At 72.3% G+C, this 17,410-nt stretch carries 15 protein-coding genes; 10 read left to right on the forward strand and 5 right to left on the reverse strand.

Annotated elements, in window-relative coordinates:
- Nucleotides 1-399: 399 nt before the first annotated feature.
- A complete protein-coding gene (locus ACH4UM_RS16705; protein WP_398178986.1) occupies nucleotides 400-1,446 on the forward strand; it encodes a LacI family DNA-binding transcriptional regulator in 1,047 nt (348 codons plus the stop codon).
- Between the two features lie 155 nt (nucleotides 1,447-1,601).
- Nucleotides 1,602-2,402 (forward strand): sugar phosphate isomerase/epimerase family protein, encoded by an 801-nt coding sequence (locus ACH4UM_RS16710; RefSeq protein WP_398178989.1) that lies wholly within the window; start codon nucleotides 1,602-1,604, stop codon nucleotides 2,400-2,402.
- Between the two features lie 32 nt (nucleotides 2,403-2,434).
- On the opposite strand, the gene ACH4UM_RS16715 is transcribed toward ACH4UM_RS16710, so the two are convergent.
- Nucleotides 2,435-3,082, reverse strand: a complete 648-nt coding sequence (locus ACH4UM_RS16715; RefSeq protein ID WP_398178992.1) for a GNAT family N-acetyltransferase — start codon at nucleotides 3,080-3,082, stop codon at nucleotides 2,435-2,437.
- A gap of 235 nt (nucleotides 3,083-3,317) precedes the next feature.
- Here ACH4UM_RS16715 and ACH4UM_RS16720 point away from each other — a divergent pair, with 235 nt between their 5' ends.
- From ACH4UM_RS16720 to ACH4UM_RS16740, 5 genes are all read left to right on the forward strand, one after another.
- Nucleotides 3,318-3,818 carry an SAV_915 family protein gene (locus ACH4UM_RS16720; RefSeq protein WP_398178995.1) on the forward strand — a complete coding sequence of 167 codons (501 nt, stop codon included), beginning with the start codon at nucleotides 3,318-3,320 and terminating at the stop codon, nucleotides 3,816-3,818.
- Nucleotides 3,818-4,120, forward strand: a complete 303-nt coding sequence (locus ACH4UM_RS16725; protein WP_398178998.1) for a DUF6317 family protein — start codon at nucleotides 3,818-3,820, stop codon at nucleotides 4,118-4,120. The genes ACH4UM_RS16720 and ACH4UM_RS16725 overlap by 1 nt, the downstream gene beginning before the upstream one ends.
- Entirely contained in the window at nucleotides 4,120-5,409 is a 1,290-nt protein-coding gene (locus ACH4UM_RS16730) for a WXG100 family type VII secretion target (protein WP_398179000.1), read from the forward strand. Before ACH4UM_RS16725 ends, ACH4UM_RS16730 begins: the two co-directional genes overlap by 1 nt.
- A complete protein-coding gene (locus tag ACH4UM_RS16735; protein WP_398179003.1) occupies nucleotides 5,390-5,911 on the forward strand; it encodes a hypothetical protein in 522 nt (173 codons plus the stop codon). Before ACH4UM_RS16730 ends, ACH4UM_RS16735 begins: the two co-directional genes overlap by 20 nt.
- 131 nt (nucleotides 5,912-6,042) lie before the next feature.
- Nucleotides 6,043-6,513 (forward strand): hypothetical protein, encoded by a 471-nt coding sequence (locus ACH4UM_RS16740; protein WP_398179006.1) that lies wholly within the window; start codon nucleotides 6,043-6,045, stop codon nucleotides 6,511-6,513.
- On the opposite strand, the gene ACH4UM_RS16745 is transcribed toward ACH4UM_RS16740, so the two are convergent.
- Nucleotides 6,461-7,387, reverse strand: coding sequence for an EamA family transporter (locus ACH4UM_RS16745; protein WP_398179008.1), 927 nt, complete (start codon nucleotides 7,385-7,387; stop codon nucleotides 6,461-6,463). The genes ACH4UM_RS16740 and ACH4UM_RS16745 overlap by 53 nt on opposite strands.
- Before the next feature lie 129 nt (nucleotides 7,388-7,516).
- Here ACH4UM_RS16745 and ACH4UM_RS16750 point away from each other — a divergent pair, with 129 nt between their 5' ends.
- From ACH4UM_RS16750 to ACH4UM_RS16760, 3 genes are all read left to right on the forward strand, one after another.
- Nucleotides 7,517-8,434, forward strand: a complete 918-nt coding sequence (locus ACH4UM_RS16750; RefSeq protein ID WP_398179010.1) for a LysR family transcriptional regulator — start codon at nucleotides 7,517-7,519, stop codon at nucleotides 8,432-8,434.
- Nucleotides 8,435-8,775: 341 nt separating this feature from the next.
- Nucleotides 8,776-10,665: a glycoside hydrolase family 3 protein gene (locus ACH4UM_RS16755; protein ID WP_398179013.1), complete on the forward strand. Its 1,890-nt coding sequence runs from the start codon at nucleotides 8,776-8,778 to the stop codon at nucleotides 10,663-10,665.
- Nucleotides 10,666-10,840: 175 nt separating this feature from the next.
- Nucleotides 10,841-11,503, forward strand: coding sequence for a hypothetical protein (locus ACH4UM_RS16760; protein ID WP_398179016.1), 663 nt, complete (start codon nucleotides 10,841-10,843; stop codon nucleotides 11,501-11,503).
- A gap of 22 nt (nucleotides 11,504-11,525) precedes the next feature.
- On the opposite strand, the gene ACH4UM_RS16765 is transcribed toward ACH4UM_RS16760, so the two are convergent.
- From ACH4UM_RS16765 to ACH4UM_RS16775, 3 genes are all read right to left on the reverse strand, one after another.
- Nucleotides 11,526-12,980, reverse strand: a complete 1,455-nt coding sequence (locus ACH4UM_RS16765; RefSeq protein WP_398179019.1) for a S28 family serine protease — start codon at nucleotides 12,978-12,980, stop codon at nucleotides 11,526-11,528.
- A 98-nt stretch (nucleotides 12,981-13,078) separates the two neighbouring features.
- Nucleotides 13,079-13,468, reverse strand: coding sequence for a hypothetical protein (locus ACH4UM_RS16770; protein WP_398179022.1), 390 nt, complete (start codon nucleotides 13,466-13,468; stop codon nucleotides 13,079-13,081).
- A 91-nt stretch (nucleotides 13,469-13,559) separates the two neighbouring features.
- Nucleotides 13,560-17,348 (reverse strand): ABC transporter ATP-binding protein, encoded by a 3,789-nt coding sequence (locus ACH4UM_RS16775; RefSeq protein ID WP_398179025.1) that lies wholly within the window; start codon nucleotides 17,346-17,348, stop codon nucleotides 13,560-13,562.
- Between the last annotated feature and the right edge of the window lie 62 nt (nucleotides 17,349-17,410).

Genomic DNA, 17,410 nt, shown 5'->3' on the forward strand with positions numbered 1-17,410 from the left:
GGCCCACGCGCCGGATGCGCTCCGGTGGTGCCGTGCGGTCGCACCGGGCCTCACGCCGCGCGCGCGGCCCCACTCGGCGCCCGCAGTCCCACTCGATGCACGCGGCCCCACTCGGCGCCCGCAGTCCCACTCGGCGCCCGCGGTCCCACTCGGCTCACACGGCCTCACGAAGCCTCACCCGATGTCACTGGCGAGCATTGCAACAAGCGCTTTCCATGATGGGGGAAGTCGGCCTCCGAGCGCGCTCTGGACAAGAGTTGCGTCCGGACCGTGTTGTTCGAGGGGGCGAACAAGACGGCCGGGTGGTCGTAAGGTCTGCACGACACCGCACCCGGCGACATACCCCCGGACTGCGGTGATCACGTACGACGACGAGATGCGCGACCGGAGGACGACGAGATGACGGTGACCCTGGCGGACGTGGCGGCCCGCGCGCAGGTCTCGCCCGCGACGGTGTCGCGCGTGCTGAACGGGAACTACCCCGTGGCGGCCTCCACCCGGGAGCGGGTGCTGAAGGCGGTCGACGAGCTGGACTACGTACTCAACGGCCCGGCGAGCGCGCTCGCCGCCGCGACCTCCGACCTGGTCGGCATCCTGGTGAACGACATCGCCGACCCCTTCTTCGGGATCATGGCAAGCGCGATCCAGTCCGAGATCGGCGGCCCGGGCGGCCGGGCGGGTGGGGAACGGCTGGCCGTGGTCTGCAACACGGGCGGCTCGCCGGAGCGCGAGCTGACCTACCTGACGCTGCTGCAACGGCAGCGGGCCGCGGCCGTGGTGCTGACCGGCGGGGCCGTGGAGGACGAGGCGCACGCGGCGGCGGTCGCCGCGAAGCTGCGGAAGCTGGCGGACGCCGGAACGCGGGTGGTGCTGTGCGGCCGCCCGCCGGCCCCGGACACCCAGGCCATCGCGCTGGCCTTCGACAACCGCGGTGGCGCACGGCAGTTGACCGAGCACCTGATCGGACTGGGCCACCGGCGGCTCGGCTACATCGCGGGCCCCGAGGAGCGCACGACCACCCGCCACCGCCTGGAGGGGCACCGCGAGGCGCTGGCGGCGGCCGGCCTGGAGGAGGACCCGCGCCGGACGGTGCACGGGCACTACGACCGCCGCTCCGGCTACGAGGCCACGCTGGAGCTGCTGCGCCGCGACCCGGCCCTGACCGCGGTCGTCGCCGCTAACGACTCCGTCGCGCTGGGCGCGTGCGCGGCCCTGCGGGAGTCCGGCCTGCGCATCCCCCAGGACGTCTCGGTGGCCGGCTTCGACGACCTCCCCTTCAGCATCGACGCGGTGCCCTCCCTGACGACGGTCCGGCTGCCGCTGGCGGAGGCGGGAGCGCGGGCGGGCCGCATCGCGATGGGGCGGGAAGAGCCGCCGCCCGGGGGGATCGCGACGGTGCGGGGGGAGCTGATGGTGCGGGGGTCTTCGGGCGTGCCGCGAGGGTGAGGCGGTTCGCCCCCCATGGGCGGCCCGGTCGCCGGGAAGCCCCACCGCTCCTCCGGGCAGGACCTCGCCGGCCGGGTCCGGCACCCGGGCCTGCGCGCCGCGCCCGAGTGACGGCGACGGGCGGGGAAGACCTACGGCGAGTAGGGTCGACGGGTATGAAGCTGGCGTTCTCCACCCTCGGCGTCCCCGGCCTGCCCGTACCCGACGTGGTCCGGCTCGCGGCCACCCACGGCTACCACGGTGTCGAACTGCGCGCGCACCCGGAGGAGCCCGTCCATCCCGGCATCGACCGGGCCCAACGGGACCGGGTCGCCGCCGAGTTCAAGGCGGGCGGCGTCGAGATCCTGGGCCTGTCCGGGTACGCGCGCGTCGCCGCACCCGGCGACGACGCACCCGTGTTCGCCGAGATCCGCGAACTTCTCGAACTCGCCCACGACTTGGGCGCGCCCTTCGTCCGGGTCCTCCCCGGCGGCGACCCGGAGCAGCCCCGCGAGGAGGCCGACGCCACCGCCGCCCGGCGGCTGGGCACCGCCGCCGAGCACGCCGCCGACCTCGGCGTCCGCATCCTGCTGGAGACCCACGACTCGCACCGCACGGGCGCGGACGCGATGCGCGTCCTGGGCTTGGTGGGTCACCGGCACGTGGGCGCCCTGTGGGACGTGATGCACACCTGGCTGGGCGGCGAACAGCCGTCGGACACCTACGCCGCGCTCTCCCCGTATCTCGGATACGTGCAGGTCAAGGACATCGTCTCGGCCGACGACACGACGCCCGTTCCGCTCGGCTCCGGCGTGCTCCCGCTCGCCGAGTGCGTCGACGTCCTCTCCCGCGGCGGCTGGGACGGCTGGCTGTGCTGGGAGTACGAGAAGCGGTGGTACGAGGCTGCGGCGCCGCTGCCGGAACTGCTCGGCCCCGGGCACGACCACCTGGCCCGGCTGCTGAACGACTCGGCCTGATCTCTCCGCGGCTCCGAGGCCCCCGACCATTCCTACCGCACGCCCTCCCCCGCCGCCCGGGCCGACTTCCTCGCCACCCTCGCCTCCAGCAGTGACCGGCGCCGGGGCCACTCCTCCGCCGTGATCGAGTAGATCGCGGAGTCCCTGAGGCGGTCCTCCTCCCCCGGGGCCCAGGAGCGCGACCAGTTCCGCAGGACGCCCTCGAAGCGTGCGCCGACGCCCTCGATGGCCGCCCGGGAGCGGCTGTTGCGGGCGTCGGTCTTGAGGTCGACGCGGGATACGCGCCACTCCTCGAACGCGTGCCGGAACAGCAGCAGTTTGGCCTCGGCGTTCACGCCCGCGCCCTGGGCCGACCGGGCGAGCCAGGTGAACCCGACCTCGACCGCGTCCAGTTGGCCGTCCCTCAGCCAGGAGCGCGGCTCCCAGTACGACGTCGCGCCGACCGCCCGTCCCGTGGCCAGGGAGATCTGGGCGTACGGCGCGAGCCGGCCGGTCTCCGCGCGCGAGAGCTGGGCGTCGATGTACTCCCCTACCTGCTCGGCCCTGGGCACCCAGGTGAACGCGTACGTGCCCCGGTCCTCCTCCGCCGCCACCGCCAGATCGGCCGCGTGCCCGGGCCCCAGCGGCTCCAGCCGTACGAGCGTGCCTTCCAGGACCGGCGCCTTCAGCATGAACGTCACGGCCGGAGTCTGGCGTACCCGCCCTGTGCCGTCGAACGGATTTCGCTCGACGGCCGGCCCGGTCATCGCCGGGTCAAGGGTTGTCCTGGCAACGGCCAAACGAACGTATGAGTTGCGCATGCAACCGCTCGACCGGTCTGACATAGCCGGATTTGCTCTCACGCGGGCTGACTACTGTGGCGGGGCCCGCCGGATGGCGGTGAGGAGCAGGGGGAGTCCGGCGGTGGAAGGACCGATGCGGTCGCGCATTCTCGACTATGCCGAAGGTGCCGGGCCGGAGCCGAACGCGGCCTCGATGGAGGTGTCGCCGTCTCCTCGTTCACGGCTTCTCGACTACGCCGAGGCGGCCCCGCCCGAACGGCCGGCCACGGACGGCCGGCCGGGTCCGAAGCCCGGCGTTCCCCCTTACCACACACCGGTGTTCGTACCGGCCCATCCTCGGTACGTCGACGCGAGGGACGCGGATGGCCGTCCCGCCCGCGTGCCCTTCATCGCGTACGAGCTCTTCGCACACCCCACGGACGCCGACGGCACCGTGGCCTTCGCCTTCACCTCGCCGGCGAGGCTGGTCGCCGCGCTCGGCGGGGCGCAGCCGTGGATCGCCGCGTCGATAGGCCCCCTGGCCGAGGGGCTGCGCGAGCACGACGTGACCGTCCTGCTCGATCCACGAGTCGCTCCCGGGCAGCACAACTGGCAGCCGGAGGACCTGGCCGCCTACGCACAGGAGGTGCGCTGATGCCGGCCGACTTCAAGGCGGTCATGAGTGACCTCACCTCGATGGCCAAGACGTTCCACGAACAGGCCCGCCACTACCGGGAGCTGCACCCGAACGTCACCCCCTCCGTGGTCAGCGGCGGCGACGCAGGCCTCGACCACGCGATCAAAGAGGTCGCCCAGCTCATTGAAGGCCTGCACGTGCTCCTCGCCGACCGGCTCGACAGCCATGGTGACAAGGTGACGCACGCGCGTGACTCCTTCCAGCGGCACGACGTGGACGTGCACGGCCTGTTCGAGGACCTGATGGTGGGTGAGGGCTGATGGGCGACAGCTGGGTCGGCGGAGACATCGGCGGTCTGCGCACGATGGCGGAGACGTACAAGGACGCGAAGAAGAAGCTGGACGACGTCGTCCATCCCCTCGGCCGTGCCGTCGACACGCTGGTGGACGACGCCGGCTGGAAGGGGGATGCCGCCGAGACCTTCCGCGGCGCGTGGACCGAGGACGCACTGACCGCAGGCGCCTTCGCTCAACTCGTCCACGGCGCGGGCGACATCCTCGGCAAACTGGTCGACGCGCTGTCCGCCTGTGAGACCGCCCTGCAGAACGCCGAGCACACCGCGACGCGCAAGGGCGTCCCGATGGGTGACAAGGGCGTGCCGCTACAGATGGTCACGGCGAACCCGCCCAGCGCGAACGACCAGAAGACGATCTCCGCGATGAGCGAGTACGACAAGGTCCGCCAGGAGATCCTGCACACGGCCCAGCACGCACGGCTGGTCGCGGCGGACAAGTTGCGGGGGCTGTACGCGCAGGTGACGGCGCCGGTGTCGCCGGGGGACAAGATCACCGTCGCGGATGCACTGCGGGGTCTGTACGCAGCAGACGCCGAGGACACCCGGGCTGCGGGCAAGCGGGCCCGGATGCTGATCGACGATGCGAAGGCCGAGGAACAGGTCGCGAAGAAGGATCTGCGCGCGGAACGCAAGGCGTATCAGAAGGCGGGCCGAGCCCTGCCCAAGGATTTGCCCGCCAAGAGCGCCTACCGCGACGCGGTCGCCAGGGTGGAGGCCCTCGAGGAGGACATCGCCAGCGCCGAGCGCGGCAGCAGCGAACTGCCCTACGACCGGGCCCTGAACGTCAAACTGGCCGACGCCGCGGACGCGCTCCGCTTGGGCAAGGGTCTGGAGAAGCTGCCGGAGTTCATCAAGGAGATACCGGTCCTGGACGTCGCGGCGGCCGGAGCCTGCGGAGTGCTGGAGGCGTCGGACGATCACGACAAGGGCTGGTCGTGGCAGCACTCGGTGGTCGTCGACGGCGGCGCCAACCTGGGCGGCCTCGCCGCCGGTGCGGCTATCACCGCGGGCGTGGTGGCCGCAGCGCCTTTCGAGGTGGGGGCGGGCGTGGTGGCCGGAATCGGCGTCGCGACGGCTGTCGGCGCGACCAGCATCCTGGACCATTCCTTCCACGAGCACTGGAGCGAGGACATCCACGACCATGGCGTGATCGGTGGCGTACTGCACGGAACCGGCAACGTCCTGTCGGAGACCGGTGACGACTTCAAGCGATACGGAAAGGACATCTGGCAAGGTGTCACGAGCATCTTCTGAGGCTTCGGCCCCGGGAACGCCTGCCCAGATCCCGGCTCTGCCGGGGCTCGGCACCAGCTGGTACGGACGCGGCGCGGGCTACTGGCTGCGCCGCGTCCGCACGGCAGTCCTCCTGCTCGCCGTGATGGCCTTGCTCTGCTTCGTGTCGATCAGCCTGTACCAGGGGTTCCGCACCGTGCTGCCGCCGAGCGCGCGCCCCGTGGCGGACTGGGCCCAGGCAGCCGCGTCCTGCATCACTCTGGTCTGGGGATGGCTGGTTCAGCGCCGGGACCACCACAGGCAACTCCAGGCTCCGCCCACCCCCGACGAGTTCCGCAGCCGCAAACGCGCCGAGGTCCGCGGCTCCGTGAAATGGGGGTTCGCCGGCCGTGGCCTCTTGGCACTGGCGGCGCCCGTCATGCCGGCGTTCGCCGCTTGGTGCGTCGGCTGGTCCATGGCCATGCTCAGCGTCCGCGAGTATCCCAGCGAAGTCGGCGCCCGACGCTGGTTGCAGGAACGATGACATCCAGCAAGGCATCGCGGGCATCTTCCACGGGGCGGGCGCCAGTCCCGGCAGCGCGTGAATACCGCCCGAAGTCCGGAGCCCGTCTGGGCGGCGTCGTACTGCTGATCGCCGGACTGATGTTCCTCGTCATGGGAAGTACCGGCTTCGCGTACGCCGCCCGGCTGGCCGGGACCCCGGGTACGTTCGGCGTGGAGTACGCCGAGCAGGTTCCCGGCACGGGACGGGACAGCAACCACTACCACACCGTCTGGCACGGAACCTTCCGGTCGGCTGACGGGAGGGTGGCGGACACCGACGCCACCCTTGAGGACGAGGCCGACCGCCACGAGGGGGACGCGCTGGTACCCGTCACCCGGACCGCATGGGGCACCTACTACACCGCGCGGCCGAACTACGCCCTCGGCTGGCTGTGCATGTGCTTCGGCGGAGGATGCCTCACCGCGTGCGCCCTTCCCCCGCTCCGCTTCGGCCGGCCATTTCGCCGTACGGATCCGCAAGCACCCGCGTGGGTCCGCAAGGTCCTGCGCATCGCCTGGGGGTGCCTGATCACTTGCGGGGCAGCAGGGGCAGCCGCTCTTGCCGCGGCTGTGGTGGCCTGACCGGCTGCCGGGCTCCGGGACGGCTCCGCGCCAACGACGTCACCGCCACCCCACCCACCAGCAGCGCCGCCGCGCACCACCGCAGCAAGGTCACCGGCTCGCCGAGGAACAGGGCCGCGGAGGACATACCGAAGACCGGGACCAGCAAGGAGAACGGCGCGACGGTCGAGGCGGCGTGGCGGCGCAGGAGCCAGCCCCAGGCGCCGAAGCCGAAGACGGTGGTGACCCAGGCGACGTAGAGGACCGTGCCGGTGCCCTGCCAGTCCAGGGTGCGCAGGGCGGCCAGGTCGCGGGAGGGGCCCTCCAGTGACAACGACAGGGCGAGCAGGGGCAGGACCGGGACCGTGCTCACCCAGACCATGAAGTTCAGCGCGTCCGGGGGCGCCGCTTTGCGGGTCAGCACGTTGGACGCGCCCCAGCAGGCGGCCGCGGCGACGACCAGGGCGAAGGCGCCGAGCGGGCCCGAGGTGCCCTCGTCCACGGCCGCGACGGCGATTCCGGCCAGCGCCACGGCCATGCCCACCAGCCGCCGCCCGGAGGGCCGTTCGCCCAGCGCGAGGCAGGCGAACAGGGCCGTGAACACCGTCTGGATCTGGAGCACCAGCGAGGACAGTCCGGCGGGCATCCCCGCGTCCATCCCCACGAAGAGGAGCCCGAACTTCGCCACGCCCAGCACCAGGCCCACCGACACGATCCACTTCCAGGGCACCTTCGGCCGGCCCACGAAGAGGACCGCGGGCAGCGCGGCGGCCAGGAAGCGCAGGGCCGAGAACAGCAGCGGCGGGAAGTGGCCGAGGCCGATCTCGATGACGGTGAAGTTCACGCCCCAGACGGCGGCGACGAGGACGGCGAGAAGAACATGGGCTGGTCGCATGCGTCGAGGATCACTTCCCCGGACCGTGAAGCACCAGCGATGATTACTGGACGGTTGGATGAAGCGTCGCTAATCGATCAGCGGCCGACGGACCCCGGTCACCGGCCGGCAGCACTCCAAGGAGGAGCCGTGCTCGATCTCCAGCGCCTGCGCGCCCTGCACGCCGTCTCGGTGCACGGCAGCGTCGGGGCGGCCGCCGTCGCGCTCGGCTACACGTCCTCGGCCGTGTCGCAGCAGATCGCCAAGCTGGAGAGGGAGACCCGGACCGTGCTCCTGGAGCGGGCGGGGCGGGGTGTGCGGCTCACCGACGAGGCGCACCAACTGGTCGCCACCGCGGGCGAGTTGCTGGCGATCGTGGAGCGGGCGGAGACCGAGCTGGAGGAGCGGCGCGGGGTGCCGGCCGGACGGCTGACCGTGGCGGCGTTCCCCTCGGCGGCACGCGGGCTGCTGCCGGGGGTCCTCGCGGACCTGGCCCGACGGCACCCCGGCCTGGACGCGCGGCTCAGCGAGATCGACCCCCATCTGTCCGTCGACCTCGTCGCCAAGGGCGCGGTCGACCTCGCCGTCGCGCACGACTGGGACATCGCGCCGCTGCCCGCGCCGGACGGGGTGGAGCAGGCGGCCATCGGCGAGGACCTGTGCGACCTGCTCGTGCCCACGGGGCACCGGCTCGCCGGGCGAACGGCGGTACGGCGCTCGGAGCTGGGCGGCGAGCGGTGGGTCTGCCAGCCGCCCGGGCGGGTCTGCCACGACTGGCTGCTGCGCACCCTGCGTGCCGCCGGCCACGAGCCGGACGTCGTCCACCAGGCCGAGGAGAACCCCACGCTCGTCGCGCTGGTCGCCGCGGGACTCGGTGTGGCGCTGATCCCGCGTCTGGGCCGCGGCCCGCTGCCCGAGGGGGTCGTCGAGGTACGGCTCGACCCGATGCCCGTACGGCGGCTCTACGCGCTGTGGCGGACGGGGGCCGCGCGCCGCCCTGCGATCGCGGAGGCGGTGCGCACCCTGCGGGAGCACTGGCCGAAGGTGACGGCTCCCGCGTCCCGTTGAGCACAGCGTGCACGCGCCCACCGACTTGCCCCGAATCCGCGCCCGGCCGGGAACCCGGCCGCGCCCCGGCTCGTCCCATCGGCAAGCTGCCGGATGAGTCTCCGCGGTGCGGTGTCGGCCCTCGCTACTGGCTGCGATCGCTGACCACCCTCTCCTCCGTACCGCGGCCGGCAGCACGCCGCCGTCGGCGCGCCCCCCTCCAACAGCGCCGATGGCGGCCCCTCGCCCCACCCCGGCGTCCTGCGCGCTCCCTTGACTGGCAGAAACTTCCCGGATATTGGTGACTCCTCGGAAGTTTCCTTCAGTGGCCGCCCAGCGGATCTCCTCCGGAAGGAGCGCACGTGCACGACACCAGCACGGGAAGCACGGGAAGCACCACGAGCTCAGGAAGACCGGGAAACCCGGGAAGGCCGGGAGACGGCGCGCGTCCCTCCAGACGTACCGTCCTCGCCGCGACCGCGGCACTCACCGCCGCCGTCGCGTTCGAGCAGACGACCGGCACCGCGCACGCCGCCTCCCCCGCCGGTGACGACCGGCTCCGCGCCCTCATCTCCCGGATGACGCTGGAGGAGAAGGTCGGTCAGCTGTTCGTGATGCGGGTCTACGGCCACTCGGCCACCGCCCCCGACCAGGCCGACATCGACGCCAACCTCAAGGAGATCGGCGTCCGCACCGCCGCCGAGCTGATCGCCAGATACCGCGTCGGCGGCATCATCTACTTCACCTGGGCCCACAACACCCGCGATCCCCACCAGATCGCCGACCTGTCCAACGGCATCCAGACGGCCTCCCTCACCCAGCCGCGCGGCCTGCCCGTCCTCGTCACCACCGACCAGGAGCACGGCATCGTCTGCCGTGTCGGCAAGCCCGCGACCCTCTTCCCGGGAGCCATGGCGATCGGCGCCGGCGGCTCGCGCGCCGACGCCCGCACGCTCGGCCGGATCTCCGGAGCCGAACTGCGCGCGATCGGCATCAACCAGGACTACTCCCCCGACGCCGACGTGAATGTCAACCCGGCCAACCCCGTCATCGGCGTACGGTCCTTCGGCGCCGATCCGGACGCGGTGGCCGCGCTGGTGGCCGCGGAGGTGAGGGGTTACCAGGGATCGCGGGTCGCGGCGACCGCCAAGCACTTCCCCGGTCACGGCGACACGGCCGTCGACAGTCACTACGGCTTCCCGGTCATCACGCACAGCCGCGAGCTGTGGGAGAAGCTGGACGCCGTACCCTTCCGGGCCGCGATCAGGGCCGGCATCGACTCGATCATGACCGCCCACATCCAGTTCCCGGCGCTCGACGACTCCGGCGACCCGGCGACCCTCTCCCGCCCGATCCTCACCGGCATCCTGCGCGGCGAACTCGGCTACGACGGGGTCGTGGTGACCGACTCCCTCGGCATGGAGGGGGTGCGCACCAAGTACGGCGACGACCGGGTGCCGGTGCTCGCGCTGAAAGCGGGCGTGGACCAGCTGCTCAACCCGCCCTCCCTGGACGTCGCCTGGAACGCGGTGCTGACGGCGGTGCGCGAGGGTGAGCTCACCGAGGCGCGACTCGACGAATCGATCCTGCGCATTCTGCGGCTGAAGGCGAGGCTGGGCCTCTTCGACGAGCCCTACGTCAGCACGGCCGGCGTCGACCGCACGGTCGGCACCCCACAGCACCTGGCCGCCGCCGACCGCATCGCCGAGCGCACCACGACCCTGCTGGTCAACGAGGGCCGGCTGCTGCCGCTGTCCCGGCGCACCCACAGGAAGCTGCTGGTCGTCGGCGCCGACCCCGCCTCACCCTCGGGCACCACGGGCCCGCCCACCGGAGTGCTCGCCGCCGCCCTCACCGAGCTGGGCTTCACGGCCACGGCCCTGTCCACCGGCATCACCCCGTCCGCGGCGGCCGTCGACAAGGCGGTCGCGGCGGCCGCCGACGCGGACGCGGTGGTGGTCGGGACGTACAACGTCACGGCGGGCAGCTCGCAGAAGACGCTCGTGGAGCGGCTCACGGCGACCGGGAAGCCGGTCGTGGCGGTCGCGATCCGCAATCCCTATGACGTCGCCCAACTGCCCACCGTGCACGGCTGCTTGGCGTCGTACTCCTGGACCGACGTGGAACTGCGAGCCGCCGCACGGGTGATCGCCGGCCGGGTGCGGCCGCGCGGGAGGCTGCCGGTGGCGGTGCAGCGGGCGGACGATCCGGCGACGGTGCTGTATCCCATCGGGTACGGACTGTCGTACTAGCCTCGTCCCGACCGGCCCCTCTCATCGGACGTACGAGACGTACGCCGCGCACCCGGCGGAACACCCCCGACTTACGCAAAGCACCCCATACGCCTGGCGTGGCCCCATCGCCGCGGGTCACGCTGGACGAGGGTGGGAAGTGGACCGGGGGGATGCAATGCGTGGGAGAAGGTCCATGGGGGCGGGATGGAGAGCGGGGGGAGTGGGGTGCGCCCTGCCTGTGCTGCTCGCCGCCCTGCTGGCGCTGACGGGCTGCCGGCGGGCGCCCGGCCCCGCCGGAGCCGGACCGGGGGAAAGGCCCACCGCCGCAGCGGCTTCGACACTGCCCTCCGGCTACGGCGCGGTGTTCCTCGGCGTGGGCGAGTGCAGTTCCTTCGGCACGACGAGTTTCACCGAGGTGCCCTGCTCCGGTGAACGGGCGGCGGCCCGGGTGATCGCCCGCCACGAAGGCACTCCGGGCGACGGCCCGGCCTGCCCCCCGGCCACCGACTTCGTGCTGCACATCAGCGCCCAGCGGCCCGTCTCCGACAGCGACGGCGACGGCGACGGCGACGGCGACGGCGCGATCGGGCAGGGCTACGCCTGTATGCGCAACCTGGAGCCGCCGCATCCGGGCGATCCGGGCGGCGGGGGCGGCCCCCGCACCGTCGTCGGCGACTGCGTCTACGGCGCGGGCCGCGGCGAGGTACGGGAGACCGCGTGCGACGGCACGGGGAAGAGGAGGCCGGAGTACAAGGTGACCCGGGCGGTGCGCAGCCGCGACCAGTGCCCGTCCTCGACCGCCCTGTACGTCCAGCTCGGCGGCGGGGAACCGGTGGGCTGCGCCCGGAAGCTGTGAGTCCGGGCGCAGCCCGCGCGGGTCACGGCCTCAGCGCCGGCTCCCGCTCCACGTCCTGCACGTCCAGCTTCGCGTCGTAGCGGGCCAGCGGCCTGGCCGCCGACGGGTCTGCGGCCACCGCCGGGGAGGCGACACCGGCCCACTGAAGGATCCTCGCCGTGGCGAGCGACTTCTCGTCCGGAACCAGGCCCGCGACGTTCGCGCCGTGGTTCAGGCCCGGCGCCGTGAAGACGTAGGAGTCGCGTGCGCCGTGGCCGAGGCGGAAGCGCTCCGAGCCCCACGGGTCGTTCTGGCCGTAGACGAAGAGCATGTGGTGCGCGTGGTGGCGCACCCAGGTGTCCACGTCCCGCATCGCGTACGGCTGGAAACGCATCGCGATGGAGCGCGGCACGAAGTTGCGCGGCGGCTGGTAGCCGTAGCGGATCAGGTTCTTCTCGATGTACGGGAAGTGGATCGTCGGCGCGCCCAACTGCGTGCCCGCCTGGTAGTAGTAGGGCGTGTAGGTCTCAAGGCCCTGGTCGGTGTAGGCCTGGAAGCCGGAGACGGCGTCGACGGAGTCCCAGATCTGCTGGTCCGTGGCGTTCACGGCGTCGGCCGGGATCGTGTCGCAGTCCTTGAGCAGGCTGTACTGCCAAAAGCCCCACACGTAGTCGAGGACGACCGCCTCGTAGGCCCGGTCCAGGCTGCCGATGGTGGTGAAGGTGTAGCCGTGGTCGGCGGCGTACTGCGCGTACCTCTTCTCCAGCGGCTCGCGGCGCACCAGCGCCTCGCGCTGCACGGCGTTCAGCCGGTCGCGGCACTCCTTGGTGCCCACGGTGGCGAAGAAGCGGTCGTAGGCGGAGTCCTCGTCGTTGACGACGTCGTCGGGGGCGACGTAGGCGACCACGCCGTCCATGTCGCGCGGGTAGAAACGCTCGTAGTAGGTCGCCGTCATGCCGCCCTTGGAGCCGCCGGTGGCTATCCACTTGTGCGAGTAGACCGTCTTCAGGGCCTCGAAGACGCGGTGCTGGTCGCTCGCCGCCTGCCAGATGTCGAGCTTGGACCAGTCGGCCGGGTCCGGCCGGGACGGCGTGAAGAAGCGGTACTCCAGGGAGACCTGGTTGCCGTCGATGATCTGGGTGGGCTCGCGGCGGCCGGGGTTGGTGGAGACGTTGTACCCGCTGGTGTAGAAGACCGTCGGGCGGTCGACTCCCTTGTGCAGCACGGTGATCCGCTGCTGGAAGGTGCCCTTCGACGGGTGCCGGTGGTCGATCGGCTGGGTGTAGTCCAGGACGAAGTAGCGGTAGCCGGGGTAGGGCTTCTCCTCGATCAGGCTCATGCCCTTGATGGCCAGGAGCCGGTCCTTGATGTCGGTGTCACTGCTGCCCGCGGTGGTGTTCGTGGCCTCCGGCCGGGCCGCGGCGGTGGCCGCCCCCGCCGTGCTCATGGTGCCGATGAACACCGCGAGCGCGAGCAGCCATCTGAGCGCCTTGCGCATGCACACTCCCCTGTGAGACAGATGTGCGCCGGAAGCTATCGGAGCAACTCGGTTGCACACCAGGGGAGTCGGGGATATTCCGGGGAGGCTTCAGTGCTTCAGCACAGGATCCAGCCGCTGTGCACCGAGCCCGATCCGACCGATCCGGAGACCCGCACGCAACGGTGACCGGCGTGCACGACGACCGGGCCCGCGTGGTAGGAGTAGCGGCCCTGGTCGGTGACCGGCCGGTTGCCGCGGGCCTGCACGGTGACCGACATCGACTGCTTGCGGCCGGGGTGGTCGGGCGTGGTGAGGGCGCAGACGTACCCGTCGCTCCTGTAGACGTGGACGGAACCGGTGTCGAACGGGAGCGTCTTGACCTCGCGGCCGGAGCAGGTGGAGGCCGCCGCCTGTGCCGTGCCGGGCACGGCGAGCGCCATCAGCCCCGCTCCGGTCAGCACGGCCAGGCCCAGCCCCAGCCGCCGGCGTATCGCACCACTGTCCACGATCGTCCCTCCCCTTGCGACACATGCATGGCCCTACACGCGTACGGATGTACGGACGCAGACGTACGCCGAATGGTTGCCCCCGCCGGGCTCAGCGGGACGCGCTGACCGGTTCCTCCGGCTCGGGCGCGCCGACGAAGGTCCGCCAGAGCCGGGCGTACTGCCCTTCGAGGGCGAGCAGTTCCTCGTGCGTGCCGTCCTCGGCCACCCGGCCGTGGTCCATCAGCACGACCCGGTCCGCACGGGCGGCCGTCGTCAGCCGGTGGGCGACGATCAGGGTGGTGCGCGCGTAACCGTTCGAGGGGTGGCGGTCGGGCGACGGGAGAGCCGCACGGCGGCCCGCGAGGCGGTCGGTGGCCCGGTTGACCTGCGCCTCGGTCGCGAGGTCGAGGGCGGCCGTCGCCTCGTCGAGCAGCAGCACGTCGGGGTCGACCAGCTCGGCCCGGGCGAGGGCGATGAGCTGGCGCTGACCGGCCGACAGGTTGCGGCCGCGCTCGGCGACCTCGTGCAGATAGCCGCCCTCCAGCGTGGCGATCATCTCGTGCGCGCCGACCGCCCGTGCAGCCGCCTCCACCTCGGCGTCGGTCGCGCCGGGCCGGCCGTAGGCGATGGCGTCGCGGACGGTGCCCTGGAAGAGGTACGCCTCCTGCGGTACGACTCCGAGCCGGTGACGGTACGCAGCCAGGTCCAGCGCCCGCAGATCCGTGCCGTCGACGGTCACCCGGCCGCGGGTCGGGTCGTAGAACCGGGCCACCAGCTTGACCAGGGTCGACTTGCCCGCGCCGGTCTCGCCGACGAAGGCGACGGTCTGCCCGGCGGGGATGTGCAGGTCGATCCCGGTCAGCGCCGCGTCGCCCGCGTCGGCGGCGCCGTACGCGAAGTGCACGTCCTCGAAGGCGATCTCGCCGCGCAGGGAGGGGACTTCGAGGGGCTGGTCGGCGGACTTCGTCGAAGTCGGCTCCTGGAGCAGCTCCTGGATGCGGCCGAGGGAGACGGTCGCCTGCTGGTAGCCGTCGAAGACCTGGGAGAGCTGCTGGACGGGGGCGAAGAACAGGTCGATGTAGAGCAGGTACGCCACCAGGGCGCCCGTGGTCAGCGTGGCCGCCTCCACCCGGCCCGCGCCCGCGATCAGCACCGAGGCCGCCGCGACCGACGACAGGAACTGCACGAAGGGGAAGTAGACGGAGATCAGCCACTGGCCCCGGATGCGGGCCTGGCGGTAGCTGTCGCTGCGCTCGGCGAACCGCCGCCCGCCGTCCCCCTCACGCCGGAACGCCTGCACGATCCGCAGCCCGGCCACCGACTCCTGGAGGTCGGCGTTGACCACCGACACGCGCTCACGCGCCAGCTGGTACGCCTTCACGCTGGCCCGGCGGAAGAAGAAGGTGGCCGCGATCAGCGGCGGCAGGGTCGCGAAGACGACCAGCGCCAGCCCCACGTCGAGGACCAGCAGGGCGACCATGATGCCGAAGAAGGTGACCACGGAGACGAACGCCGTGACCAGGCCCGTCTGGAGGAACGTCGACAGGGCGTCGACGTCCGTCGTCATCCGGGTCATGATCCGGCCGGTCAGCTCGCGCTCGTAGTAGTCGAGGCCGAGCCGCTGGAGCTGGGCGAAGATCTTCAGGCGCAGCGAGTACAGGACGCGCTCGCCGGTGCGGCCGGTCATCCGGGTCTCGCCGAACTGCGCCGACCACTGCAGGAGGACGGTGAGCAGCGCGAGCAGGGAGGCCGACCAGACGGCGCCGAGGGCCGTCTTCGTCACGCCCTGGTCGATGCCGTGCCGGATCAGGACGGGCAGCAGCAGGCCCATGCCGGCGTCCACGGCGACCAGGGCGAGGCTGACGAGGAGGGGCAGCCCGAAGCCGCGCAGCAGGCGGCGCAGGCCGTAGGAGTCCTCGGGCCGCAGGGCGCGGTCCTCGTCGATGTCGGGGGTGTCGGCCGCGGGCGGCAGGGCCTCGACCTGGGCGAGGAGTCCGGGGGTGGCGGGCATGCCGTCCATGGCCGGGTCCCTGGGCTCGCGCTCCCCGGCCCACAGCTTGGGCGTGATGCCGCGCTCGGCGTCGAACTCGGCGTCCAGCTCCTCCCGGACGGTGGTGTCCTCCAGCGGGACGGCGGGCCGGGTGTGGCCGGGCGAGACGCCGCCGAGCTCGTCGGGGTCGGTGAGCAGGCGCCGGTAGAGGGCGCAGCGCTCCTGGAGTTCGTCGTGGGTGCCGATGTCGGCGAGACGGCCGCCGTCGAGCACTGCGATGCGGTCGGCGAGGTTGAGCGTGGAGCGGCGGTGGGCGATGAGCAGGGTGGTACGGCCGGCCATGACCTGCTTGAGTGCCTCGTGGATCTCGTGCTCGACGCGGGCGTCCACGGCGGAGGTGGCGTCGTCGAGGACGAGCAGACGGGGGTCGGTGAGGATCGCGCGGGCGAGCGCGACGCGCTGGCGCTGACCGCCGGAGAGGGTCAGGCCCTGCTCGCCGACCTTGGTGTCGTAGCCCTCGGGCAGCTCGGCGATGAAACGGTCCGCCTGGGCGGCGCGGGCGGCGGCCTCGATCTGTTCCTGGGTGGCGTCGGGGCGGCCGTAGGCGATGTTGTTGCGGACGGTGTCGGAGAAGAGGAAGGAGTCCTCGGGCACCAGGCCGATCGCGGCCCTGAGCGAGTCCAGGGTCAGTTCGCGCACGTCGTGCCCGCCGACCAGGACGGCGCCGTGGGTGACGTCGTAGAAGCGCGGCAGGAGCAGGGAGACCGTTGACTTGCCGGAGCCGGAGGAGCCGACCACGGCGAGGGTCTCGCCGGCGCGGATCTCGAAGCTGAGCCCTTCGAGGACGGGGCCGGTCCTGCCGGGGGCGCGGTCGTAGCCGAAGGCGACGTCGTCGAACTCGACGGTGGCGGGCGCGTCGGCCGGCAGCTCCCTGCTGCCGTCGGTGAGCGTGGGCTCGGTGTCGATCAGCTCCAGGACGCGCTCGGTGCCCGCGCGGGCCTGCTGCCCGACCGTGAGCACCACGGCCAGCATCCGCACCGGGCCGACCAGCTGGGCGAGATAGGTGGAGAAGGCGACGAAGGTGCCGAGCGTGATGTGCCCCCGCACCGCCAGCCAGCCGCCGAGCGCCAGCATGGCCACCTGGCCGAGGGCTGGGACGGCCTGGAGCGCCGGGGTGAACCTCGCGTTCAGCCGGATCGTGCGCAGCCGCCCGGCGAAGAGCCGCCGCCCGACCTCGCGGAGCTTCCCGGTCTCCTGCTCCTCCTGCCCGAAGCCCTTCACCACGCGTACGCCGCTGACGGCCCCGTCGACCACACCGGCGACGGCCGCGGCCTGCGCCTGGGCGTACCAGGTGGCCGGGTGCAGCTTCGTCCGGCTGCGGCGGGCGATCCAGCCGAGCGCGGGGGCCACGGCGAGGGCGACCAGGGTCAGCGGCAGCGACAGCCAGGCCATGATCACCAGGGATATCAGGAAGAGCAGCACATTGCCGATGGTCATCGGCAGCATGAAGAGCAGGCCCTGGATCAGCTGGAGGTCGCTGGTGGCGCGGCCGACCACCTGCCCGGTGGACAGCTCGTCCTGGCGGCGGCCGTCGAGCCGGGTGATCGTCCCGTACATCTCCGTCCGCAGGTCGTGCTGGACGTCGAGGGCGAGCCGGCCGCCGTAGTAGCGGCGGACGTAGGCCGCGGCGTAGACGAGCAGCGCGGCGCCGATCAGGGCACCGGCCCAGGGGGCCATGGCACGGCTGTGGTTGCCGATCACATCGTCGATGATCACCTTGGTGATCAGCGGGACCAGCGCCATGACGGCCATGCCGGCGAGGGAGGAGCCGAGGGCGAGGACGACGTCCTTCGGATACCGCCAGGCGTATCCGGCCAGTCGCCGTGCCCATCCCCGTTGCGCGCTCACGCGGGTGCCCTCCGTTTTTCTTTTCGTCCTGCCCTGCCGGAAGGCACCAACGCGCGCGGCAG

Origin of the sequence: Streptomyces sp. NPDC020801, from assembly GCF_044334385.1 — a bacterium.
Taxonomy (GTDB): domain Bacteria; phylum Actinomycetota; class Actinomycetes; order Streptomycetales; family Streptomycetaceae; genus Streptomyces.